The 9,962-nt window shown below is 62.0% G+C and carries 8 protein-coding genes; 7 read left to right on the top strand and 1 reads right to left on the bottom strand.

What is annotated here, in order from left to right:
- Nucleotides 1-415: 415 nt before the first annotated feature.
- The 7 genes from FH08_RS0128020 to FH08_RS0127990 all read left to right on the top strand — a co-directional run bounded on the left by FH08_RS0128020 (nt 416) and on the right by FH08_RS0127990 (nt 8,318).
- Nucleotides 416-988 (top strand): carboxymuconolactone decarboxylase family protein, encoded by a 573-nt coding sequence (locus FH08_RS0128020; RefSeq protein WP_031361531.1) that lies wholly within the window; start codon nt 416-418, stop codon nt 986-988.
- Nucleotides 985-2,097 carry an acyl-CoA dehydrogenase family protein gene (locus FH08_RS0128015; protein ID WP_031361530.1) on the top strand — a complete coding sequence of 371 codons (1,113 nt, stop codon included), beginning with the start codon at nt 985-987 and terminating at the stop codon, nt 2,095-2,097. The genes FH08_RS0128020 and FH08_RS0128015 overlap by 4 nt, the downstream gene beginning before the upstream one ends.
- Nucleotides 2,094-2,882, top strand: coding sequence for an ABC transporter ATP-binding protein (locus tag FH08_RS0128010; protein ID WP_031361529.1), 789 nt, complete (start codon nt 2,094-2,096; stop codon nt 2,880-2,882). Before FH08_RS0128015 ends, FH08_RS0128010 begins: the two co-directional genes overlap by 4 nt.
- A 78-nt stretch (nt 2,883-2,960) precedes the next feature.
- On the top strand, nt 2,961-4,151 hold the full coding sequence (locus FH08_RS0128005) for an ABC transporter substrate-binding protein (RefSeq protein WP_031361528.1): 1,191 nt from the start codon (nt 2,961-2,963) through the stop codon (nt 4,149-4,151).
- Nucleotides 4,117-4,989 (top strand): ABC transporter permease, encoded by an 873-nt coding sequence (locus tag FH08_RS0128000; RefSeq protein WP_051888600.1) that lies wholly within the window; start codon nt 4,117-4,119, stop codon nt 4,987-4,989. The genes FH08_RS0128005 and FH08_RS0128000 overlap by 35 nt, the downstream gene beginning before the upstream one ends.
- Nucleotides 4,990-5,223: 234 nt before the next feature.
- Nucleotides 5,224-6,576 carry a TAXI family TRAP transporter solute-binding subunit gene (locus tag FH08_RS0127995; protein ID WP_031361526.1) on the top strand — a complete coding sequence of 451 codons (1,353 nt, stop codon included), beginning with the start codon at nt 5,224-5,226 and terminating at the stop codon, nt 6,574-6,576.
- Nucleotides 6,577-6,902: 326 nt separating this feature from the next.
- On the top strand, nt 6,903-8,318 hold the full coding sequence (locus tag FH08_RS0127990; protein ID WP_031361525.1) for a YeiH family protein: 1,416 nt from the start codon (nt 6,903-6,905) through the stop codon (nt 8,316-8,318).
- Between the two features lie 351 nt (nt 8,319-8,669).
- Here FH08_RS0127990 and FH08_RS0127980 read toward each other — a convergent pair whose 3' ends face one another.
- Nucleotides 8,670-9,938, bottom strand: a complete 1,269-nt coding sequence (locus FH08_RS0127980) for a lactonase family protein (protein ID WP_081889593.1) — start codon at nt 9,936-9,938, stop codon at nt 8,670-8,672.
- Between the last annotated feature and the right edge of the window lie 24 nt (nt 9,939-9,962).

The raw sequence follows: 9,962 nt of genomic DNA, 5'->3' as shown, positions 1-9,962 counted from the left end.
TCCCTAAAGGCACACGCCTGGATGGTTATTCACAAGCCGAGTTGAACAAGGTCGCCGCACTTCTGAATGGAAGACCACAAAAACCCCTATACTTTATGCCGCCCGCCGATAAACTTGCAGAAGTTATAGGTGTTGCGACCACCAGTTGAATCCGCCCGGGCCGCCACGCACAGTGGCTAATAGTGATAAAGAGAATATCCGACTCATGCAGACCACTAAGGCCGAAAGCAGCAACCCGGCAATGACTCAGACCGCTAACCCCAGAATCTAGCAACCCGGCACTGACCCCGACCGCCCCCGTCCACCGGCGCGAGCAAAAACCCCCTGAGACGAATAAGCATCAATTGCAGACGTACGCGCATTGCCGAAAGCGCCTCTCCCATCGACAATGTCCACTCGACTACGAGGAACCGTCATGAGCCGTCTGCCGTTGCAAACCATTGAAAGTGCACCTGAAGCGAGCCGTCCTTATCTTGAGAAGGCCTTGGCGAACAACGGCTTTTTGCCCAATCTGGTGGCATCGTTAGCGAACGCGCCGACCGCGCTTGAGACCTATTTAACCGTAGCAGCAATCAACGGTCGTAGCGGCTTGACCCTCGCCGAGCGCGAAACTATACAGATCACGGCAGCGGCGATCCACGGCTGCAGTTTTTGCGTAGCCGGACACACGGCGGTTGCATTAAAGAAAGCACAATTGGCCGCGCCCGTAGTGGAGTCGATCCGCGAGCAGCAACCGATTACCGACCCCCGGCTCGACGCAGTTGCCGTCTTCACCCGTGCAGTAATCGCAGCCCGTGGCGGGGTATCGGACAAAGAGCTAAACACCTTCCGCACCGCCGGCTTCACCGATGCCAACGCGCTCGAAGTCGTGCTCGGCGTCAGCCTCGCCACCTTGTGCAACTTCGCCAACAACCTTTCGCAAAACGAACTCAATCCGGAACTGGCTGCTTACCGGTGGGAACCCAAAACCAAGGCACACGCTGCATGACAACCTCTGCGCTGCGACCGGTCACGAACGAACTTGAAGCATGGCTCGACACGCATGCGGAAGCTATCGACACAGGGCAGGAACTGGCGTCTGAGATCCTGCCGCGGCTCGGTCGCGCGGGTCTGTTCCGTATCGGCGTGCCGACGGATCTGGGCGGTACGGGCGGCGTCATTGGCGACGCAGTAGAAGCAGTCGCGAACGTAGCCGAACATTCGCTTGCGGCGGCGTTCGTGTTCTGGGGACAGCGAACGTTCATCGAATATCTGCTGCAAAGTTCGAACGAGACGTTACGCGCGCGTTGGCTCGACCGGCTTCTTAGCGGCGAACTCGCAGGCGCAACGGGCCTGTCGAATGCGATGAAGTACTTGTCGAACATCGAACCATTGCAGATGAAAGCACGCTTGCTCGATCAAGCAGGCAAGCATGATCGATGGACACTCGATGGCAGCTTGCCGTGGATCACCAACCTGCGTCCCGCCGCTTTCGTGGCTGCGGCAGCGTTCGATCACGCATCAGAAGACGATAACGCGCCACCCTCCATCTTCGCTATTCCGCACGATGCTCCGGGCGTTACGCGCAGTGAGGACCTTGACCTGATCGCGTTGCGTTCGAGCAATACGGCAGCGTTGCGCGTGGAAGGCGTAGTACTGGACGACACGTTCCGCATCACCGCTGACGCCCCCGCCTGGCTCGCACGAGTGCGCCCAGGTTTCCTCGGACTTCAGTGCGGCATGTCGATCGGTCTTGCGCGTCGTTGCCTTGCAGCGGTAAGCGAAACAAGCGCGGTTTCGCGCGCCGCCGTAGAGGACGAAGCCGCGCAGTTGGCGCGCGAACTCGACGACCTCACGCATCGGTTGAAGGAAGGCGTGCGCAACGGCACGTTTGTGTCCGCGCCCGCCGCATTGTTCGATATCCGCATCGCACTCGCGGCAGTGGTGGAAGCCGCCGTCGGGCTCGAGGTTCAAGTGACGGGAGGCCGCGGCTATTTGCGTGGCCAGACCGGCACAGCACGCCGCATGCGCGAGGCGGCCTTCGTGCCTATCGTCACACCGAGTCTCGTGCAGCTTAAAAATCAGCTCGCGCTGCATCGCAAGGCGCAGGCCGCATGAACCAGCCGACGCTGACACATCGGCCGCTTGTTGAAGCGCGTGGCGTTGGCCTGGTCTATCCAGGACGCACCGTATTGCAAGGGGTAAACCTGAGCGTTCAATCAGGCGAACTGATGTCGGTGCTGGGACCCAGCGGGTCCGGAAAGTCGACCTTGTTGCGCATTCTTGCCGGTCTGCTGAAGCCGACGTCGGGGCAAATTTTTGTCGATGGCGCGCCGCTCGATGGGCCTCGTCCCGACGTAGCGCTGGCGTTCCAGGACCCGTGCCTGTTGCCATGGTTATCGGTTGAACGCAACGTGGGGTTCGGCCTCGGCTTCTCGCGGCAGCCTGCACTCTCGCGCGCTGAACGGCGCGAGCGTGTGAGCGCGGCGCTCGACGAAGTCGGCCTGGCTCATGCGCGTACCTACATGCCGCGCCAATTGTCCGGCGGCATGGCGCAGCGCACGGCCCTCGCCCGTTGCCTCACGCGCCAGCCCCGCACGCTATTACTCGATGAACCCTTCGGCGCACTCGATGAAGTCACGCGCGCCGACATGCAGCGCCTGCTCGTCAAGGTCGTGCAGGACACGCACGCGGGCACGGTGCTCGTCACCCATGACATAGACGAGGCGTTGCTTGTGTCCGACCGGATCGTGCTGCTAGGCGCCCGGGGCTCGTTGATCGCGCAATGGCATGTGAGTGTGCCCGCGCCGCGCACAGCCGAAGTGCAAGCGCTGGGCGCGTTGCGCATCGAGATTCTTCAGGCCCTGCAAGACGCGATGTCGCGCGAGAGGACCATCGCTTGAAGCGCCTTTAAGCATCACTGAAACTACGGCCGGCACCCCGTTTCAATTTCCATCAATGCAGCAAACGCAGGATCACCCATGTGCCAGCTTCCGATGTCCCGCCGCGAGTGGCTGAAACTCGCCTCCCTGTTCACCGTCGCGGGCGCTGCGCCCTTGCTCGGCTCGTTGAACGCGCGGGCCGCGAGCGAACCGGATGCGCCGGTGCGGATAGGTTATCTGCCCATCACGGATGCCACCCCGCTGCTCGTCGCGCACAACAACGGCTACTTCGAAGCAGCCGGTGTGTCCGCCGAGAAACCCACACTCCTGCGTAGCTGGGCACAACTGGTCGAAGCGTTCCTCTCGGGTCAGGTCAACGTCGTGCACCTTCTCTCGCCGATGACCGTCTGGGCGCGCTATGGCAGCCAGGCGCCGGCGAAGGTCGTTGCATGGAATCACGTGAACGGGTCGGGTATCACGGTGGCGCCCGGTATCGACAAGCTCGGCGATCTCGGCGGCAAGACCGTGGCAGTACCGTTCTGGTACTCCATCCATAACGTCGTGCTGCAGGACATGTTGCGCGCGCAAGGGCTCGTGCCGGTGCTGAAGAAAACCTCTGCACCGAAGCCCAACGAAGTGAACCTGATCGTAATGTCCCCGTCCGATATGCCGCCCGCGCTGGCAGCCGGGCAGATCGCCGGGTTCATCGTCGCCGAGCCGTTCAACGCAGCCGCCGAAGGGCTGAAGATCGGCAAGGTGCTGCGCTTTACCGGCGACGTCTGGAAGAACCACGCGTGCTGCGTCGTGTTCATGCACGAGCAGGATCTGACAGGGCGCGCGGCATGGTCGCAGAAGGTCGTGGACGCCATTGTCAAGGCGCAGGTCTGGACCCGCGAGCATCCGGCTGAGGCGGCGCAGCTTCTTTCGAAAGAAGGCCAGAACCACTATACGCCGCACACACCCCAGGTCCTGACCCGCGTGCTCGCGCCGCCGCCCGGCGATGAGGGCCGTTATCTCGCCGATCGAGCCATCGTTCATGCGGACTGGCATGAGAAGCGCATCGACTTCCAGCCGTATCCGTACCCGAGCTATACCGAAGAACTCGTGCGCCGCATGAAGACCACGCAGGTGGAAGGCAACGCGCAGTTTCTCGCCAAACTCGATCCGGCGTTCGTGGCTCGCGATCTCGTCGATGACAGGTTCGTCCGGAACAGCATCGCGGCGGTCGGAGGCATGAAGGCCTTCGGTCTGCCCGATGGCTTCACGCGCTCGGAGAGCTTCGTTGTCTAGCCTGACCTCTTCGCGCGAGCAAGCCGACTCCGCCGCCTCCGCCGACACCAACAGCCCGCCACGCGGCCGGTCATGGTTCGGGCGCACTTGGCCGGGCCTCGCGGGTCTCGTGGCCGTGGTAGCGCTCTGGTGGCTCGTGCTGACGCTCGCGGCCAGCCAGGACAGCCTCGCCGCCCAGTTCCTGCCCACACGCGCCCTCGCCGCGCTGCCGTCGCTCGTCACGGACGACCGCTTGTTCGAGCACATTGTCACGAGCTTGCGGCGGATTGCCGTTGGCCTGGCGTGGGCGTTGCTGATCGGTGTTCCGCTGGGATTCATGATCGGCCGGCTGCGCTGGCTCGATGCCGCTTTGTCGCCCACGCTCCAGTTCCTGCGCATGATTTCGCCGCTGTCGTGGATGCCGATTGCGGTGATGTCGCTCGGCGTGGGCGACCGGGCCGTGTACTTCCTTCTGACCTTCGCCGCGCTGTGGCCGCTCGTGATGAGCACGGCCGCGGGCGTCGCACAGATCGACCGGCGTTGGCTCCAACTGGGTGAAAGCCTCGCGGCAACGCGCTTTGAAATGCTCTGGCATGTGTACGTGCCCGGCATTGCGGTCCATGTGCTGACGGGCGTGCGGCTGTCCATCGGTATCCTGTGGATCGTGCTCGTGCCGGCGGAAATGCTGGGCGTCAGCGCGGGGCTGGGCTACCTCGTTCTCGATACCCGCGACCGGCTGGCTTACTCTGAACTGACAGCGGTGATCCTGGTGATCGGCGCGCTTGGATTCCTGCTGGACTATGCCGCGCGGCTCGCGTACCGGCGCTTTGGCGCGGGGCGGCTCAACGGCGAGGAATAGTCGTCGCCATGGCGCCGGCTCAGTCCAGCGTCGCGCTCATTCGTTTGAACACCCACCGCCTGACAGCGCCAGGCGTTTCTTCCTCGCCTCCGACTTCCCCTATAAACTCTCCACTAAGTCAGGTTTGCCCCGGCTCGGGCCTCCTCTAAGGCACATTCGTTGCTCCGGTCGAGCACATCCTGACCAAGGCTTGATGTCATTCCTAAAAGTGTGAGGCTGTTCCCTTGGGGTCTCATGAAACAACATCGCCCGCATCCCCCGCGTTTTCTGCACGACCACTCGCATGTGGCGTGGCGCGATCTTTCGTTGACGTCGGCACCCTTCGCGCTGTTTTTCATCGTAGTGATCGGGTTGATCGTCTGGCTGGCGGACCCGGCACCCCCAAGAACCATTACGATCAGCGCAGGTCCGGAGGACAGTGCGCTTCTGCATACCGCCGACCAATACAAAAAAATCCTGGCTCGCAATGGCGTCACCCTCAAGGTGCTCGAATCCGATGGATCGGTGCAGAACCTGCAACGACTCATGGACCCCAAGAGCCATGTCGATCTTGCGCTGGTCCAGGGGGGCGTGTCGGATGCTGCGGCCAGGTCGTCGCTCATGTCGCTTGGGAGCGTCTTCTACGTTCCTCTCGCGGTGTTTTATCGCGGCAAGGGGCTGACGCAGCTGTCGGACCTGGAAGGCAAGAGGATTGCGATAGGCCGTGAGGGCAGCGGCACCCGCCGGCTGTCGCTCAGTTTGCTCGAGGCCAATGGCATAGCCCCAGGCGGCAGCACTCAACTCGTGCCGCTCGACGGCATGGACGCGGCGAAGCAACTGGTGGCAGGCGACGTTGATGCGGCAATGCTTAATGGCGACTCGACCACGCGCGGGCTCATGCTCAGGTTGCTTGGCATACCGGGCGTTTCCTTCATGGATTTCGCGGAGGCAAGCGCCTATACGCGGCTCTTTCCGTATCTGGATGAAATCGACTTACCCCCGGGCGTGCTCGATCTCCGGCGAAAAATACCGCCGCAGACCTTGCATCTGATCGGCCCGACCGTCGAGATCCTTGCGCGGCAGAACTTGCACCCTGCCATATCGGATCTGGTCATTGAAGCGGCCCAGGAAGTCCACGGCATGCCGGGATTGCTGCAAAACGCCGGGCAATTCCCCAGTCCGATCGCCCGCGAATACCCCATCAGCGAAGAGGCCACGCGCTACTACAAGTCGGGAAAAAGTTTCCTCTACCGCGTGCTGCCTTTCTGGCTCGCGAGCGTCGCAGACCGGATACTGGTACTGCTGCTGCCCGTCGCCGTGCTGCTGATCCCGGCCTTGAGGTTGATTCCTGCGTTGTATGCGTGGCGCGTGAGATCGCGGATCTATCGGTATTACGGCGCGCTGATCGCAATAGAACGCAGCGTACTGAACAGCTCGACGGATGAGGAGCGTCAGGCGCTCATCACGGAACTCGATGAGATCGAGGAATCACTGAATACCCTGCGGATGCCGCTCGCGCATGCCGATGCTTTTTATGTACTACGCGAACACGTTGGATTCGTGCGTGCGCACCTGGGCGAAGCGTCGCGGCAGAAGGTACCCGGGTAAGGTTCCGGTTCGCGCACGGAGGGGTCGGAGAACGGTCGGAGAACCGTCAGAGAACGAACCGCCCCACTCTCGCCGTGCCCTAATACACAATTTCGGATTTAGTAATAGCGAATCAATATTGGCGCGAGTCACCGACGCCTGCCAATAATCCGATCGTGGAATTCCATGCATTGCGGCGCCCTCAGCGAATCAGAGCCGCCACCGCAGCGCCCGAATCCGGCGAACCTCCACGGACCACGCAAACACCTTCAGTCTCCATGCCGGTGGACATAGCGAGTACCGTCCGTGCTCGCACGCACCTGCTTTATAACAATTTCGGGGCGACGATGAGCGATACACCCACCACCACTCCAGCATTTGAAACGGAACAGCGGCCCGACCGGTCCAGCAGCGGTCCCTTTAAAACAGAAGATTGGTGGGCCGTCTGGATCGGCCTGGCAATCATCGTGATTGCGTACCTGCTATTCGCGTCGGGCACGAGCATCAAGTGGCTGGCCGTCGCGCCCGCCAAGTGGTCGAGCGGTGCTCAAGCGGCGGCTGACCTGGGACATCACCTGCCGAACTACATCGCACTCTTTATCGTTTTCGCCATTCTGTTTGGCGTCGCGGTGGCGGCGCTCGGACAGCGGATCGTCCAGTTCGTGCCGGGCTTTCTCGTTGTGTTCGTGGTTTCGACGCTGATTTTCTTCGCCGGCGCGTGGACCAAATCATCGACGTACAACCTCGAACCACCGTTGATCGCACTCGCGCTCGGCCTGATTGTCTCGAACCTGACGCGGCTTCCGGCATGGCTCACGCCGGCGTTGCGCGTCGAGTTCTATATCAAGGTCGGTATCGTGCTGCTCGGCGCTACGCTGCCCTTCACGCTGCTCGTGTGGGCGGGTCCCGTCGCAGTCGGCCAGGCGACCGTCGTTTCGCTGGTCACGTTCTTCGTCATCTTTCTGGTCGGCCGCGCGCTCGGACTCGACAAGCGTTTTGCAGCCGTGCTCGGCGTCGGCGGCGCGGTGTGCGGCGTATCGGCGGCCATCGCCATTGCGGGCGCGGTCCGTGCGAAGCGCGAACAAGCGTCGGTAGCTATTACGCTCGTGGTGGTCTGGGCAATCGTGATGGTGTTCGCACTACCGTTTGTGTCGCGTGCGCTCGGCTTGCCGACCGGTGTGGCCGGTGCGTGGATCGGGACATCGGAATTCGCGGATGCTGCCGGCATTGCCGCCGCGCAGGCATACGGCGATCTGGCGAAGCAAGCCGGCAGCGCGATTGCCGGTGCGCCGGAAGCGTCGCTGCAAGCCTTCACGCTGATGAAGGTCGTGGGGCGCGACATCTGGATCGGCATCTGGGCATTCGTGCTTGCGATCGTCGCCACCACACGCTGGGATCGCGACGAACCCGGCGCCGTGAAAACGCAGACGACCGCGCGCGAAATCTGGACGCGCTTTCCGAAGTTCGTGATCGGCTTCCTGATTGCTTCGGCGCTGGTTACGTGGATCGGTAGCCATTACACGCTGGCTGAATACCGGAGCGTCGTGACGCCCGCCTTCGTCGCGCCAATCACTGCACTGCGCACCTGGGCGTTCACCTTCTGTTTCCTGAGCATCGGCTTGACGACACGACTCGGCAGCCTGTCCGCGACGGGTGCGAAGCCTTTCATTGCTTTCACGGCGGGCGTTGCCGTGAATGTGGTGATTGGCTATCTGCTGTCGGTGCATGTGTTCGGAGCGTATTGGGCCTCGCTCGGACAATGAAGATGAACAATGCCGCCACGCTTGATGACGCTGGTGCTTCCCGCACAGTTTGCGCGGCTTGCCGGCATTGCGAACACGATCGGCACGTACTGGAAGCGATGATTCCCGGGCTGACATCGTTCAGTTCGGGATTCGGAGCGAGTGTGGGAGAGACGCGTCTTTGCCGACGGCATGATCAACTGATATCGCCGGGTGACTCGTGCATTGAATTCGAGGCGGAGCTCAAGAGTCGAGTCCCCGTCACGACTCGATGAAATCCTTCTTTGCGTCGGGACAGGGCGAAGCGTGAGCCGCTAGCCGCACCATCGAAACGCGGCTTCGGCATGCGGACAGGCAGTTAAGGAGCAACGGCTATGCTGTGGCGAAAGCAATATCCGATGGGCTGCCAACCGCCACGTAGGTGCCCGTAAATCGAAGCTTGCCGCTGGGTGCATCGACGGCAAAGATCGCGATTTGATCGCTGCGTTGATTCAGTGAATACAGGAACCGGCCCGACGGATCAAACTTGATCACTCGCGGATAGTCGCCACCGGTCGGCGTTTCACCCACGCGCGTCAGGCGGCCATCCGTACCCACGCGAAACTGCACGATAGTGTCATGAAGACGGTTCGCCACATAGATAAAGCGGCCGTCGTGTGAAAGCAGGAGTTCCGATGCGAAGCTCGTGCCCTGGTAGGCAGCGGGCAGCGTCGAGACGGATTGCAATTGCGTCAGTAAGCCGCGCGCGCTGTCGTATGCGTAGCAGACGAGGGTCGACGCTTCCTCGGTGACTTCGTACAGGTACCGGCCGCTCGGATGAAAGACCACATGCCTCGGCCCCGCGCCTGCCGAAGCGGCGACAAACGGCGGGTCGTTCGGCGACAACGTGCCAGTGGCGTCATCGAACTTCCAGATATAGGTGCGATCGACGCCGAGGTCAGTCGAAATCACAAATCGCCCGTCCGGTGAAGACACGATATTGTGCGCATGCGAACCGTCGTGGTCGCTAACCGCGAAGCTGCCGGGAACGCCTTCTGCCGCATGTTGCGCGCCCGCCGGAGCCTGTGGCTGTTGCACAGAACTGGCGTCGCCCAACACGCCATCGCTTGCCACCGGAAAAACCGCGATGCTTCCGCTGTTGTAGTTCGCGACCAGCAGGAACCGGCCGGTCGGATGCAGGCTGAGATAGACCGGTCCGGCACCTTGCGAATTGACTGTGTTGATCAGGTGCAATGAGCCGGTGCCATGTTCGATTGCATAGGCGCTGACCGAACCGTTCGTGGTGCCGTTGAAGTTCTTCACCTCGCTTACGGCAAACAGGAAACGCTGTTGCGGGTCGACGACGAGGCAACTCGGATTCTCGATGCCGCGCACCGGCTCGAGCGCGTCAAGCTTTCCGGTGTTCGGGTCGACCTGGAAGCGATGAATGCCAAGGCCGTTCGGCGTGTAGGTGCCGACATAGGCGAATAGCGGCTCGCCCGTCCGCGCTTTGGTCGCCGCGCTCACCCTGCTCGCCGCTTGCGCGGGACGAGCCGCTGCGAATGAACCGATGGCCGACATGGCTGCCAGCGCGCCCACGCTTTTGAGCCAGACACGTCGCGACTGCGATGCATGCACTTCGAGGTTTCGAACTTTGCTCATTGCTTGCCTCCTGGATGATGACTG

Origin of the sequence: Caballeronia sordidicola, from assembly GCF_000729995.1 — a bacterium.
GTDB lineage: Bacteria > Pseudomonadota > Gammaproteobacteria > Burkholderiales > Burkholderiaceae > Caballeronia > Caballeronia sordidicola_A.
Note: the sequence above shows the minus strand (reverse complement) of the source record. Positions and strands in the feature narration are given on the sequence as shown.

Coding starts and splice junctions, on each gene's coding strand:
- FH08_RS0128005 (WP_031361528.1), top strand. CDS start 2,961: ATGTGCCAGCTTCCGATGTCCCGCCGCGAGTGGCTGAAACTCGCCTCC.
- FH08_RS0128010 (WP_031361529.1), top strand. CDS start 2,094: ATGAACCAGCCGACGCTGACACATCGGCCGCTTGTTGAAGCGCGTGGC.
- FH08_RS0127995 (WP_031361526.1), top strand. CDS start 5,224: ATGAAACAACATCGCCCGCATCCCCCGCGTTTTCTGCACGACCACTCG.
- FH08_RS0127980 (WP_081889593.1), bottom strand. CDS start 9,938: ATGAGCAAAGTTCGAAACCTCGAAGTGCATGCATCGCAGTCGCGACGT.
- FH08_RS0128020 (WP_031361531.1), top strand. CDS start 416: ATGAGCCGTCTGCCGTTGCAAACCATTGAAAGTGCACCTGAAGCGAGC.
- FH08_RS0128015 (WP_031361530.1), top strand. CDS start 985: ATGACAACCTCTGCGCTGCGACCGGTCACGAACGAACTTGAAGCATGG.
- FH08_RS0127990 (WP_031361525.1), top strand. CDS start 6,903: ATGAGCGATACACCCACCACCACTCCAGCATTTGAAACGGAACAGCGG.
- FH08_RS0128000 (WP_051888600.1), top strand. CDS start 4,117: ATGGCTTCACGCGCTCGGAGAGCTTCGTTGTCTAGCCTGACCTCTTCG.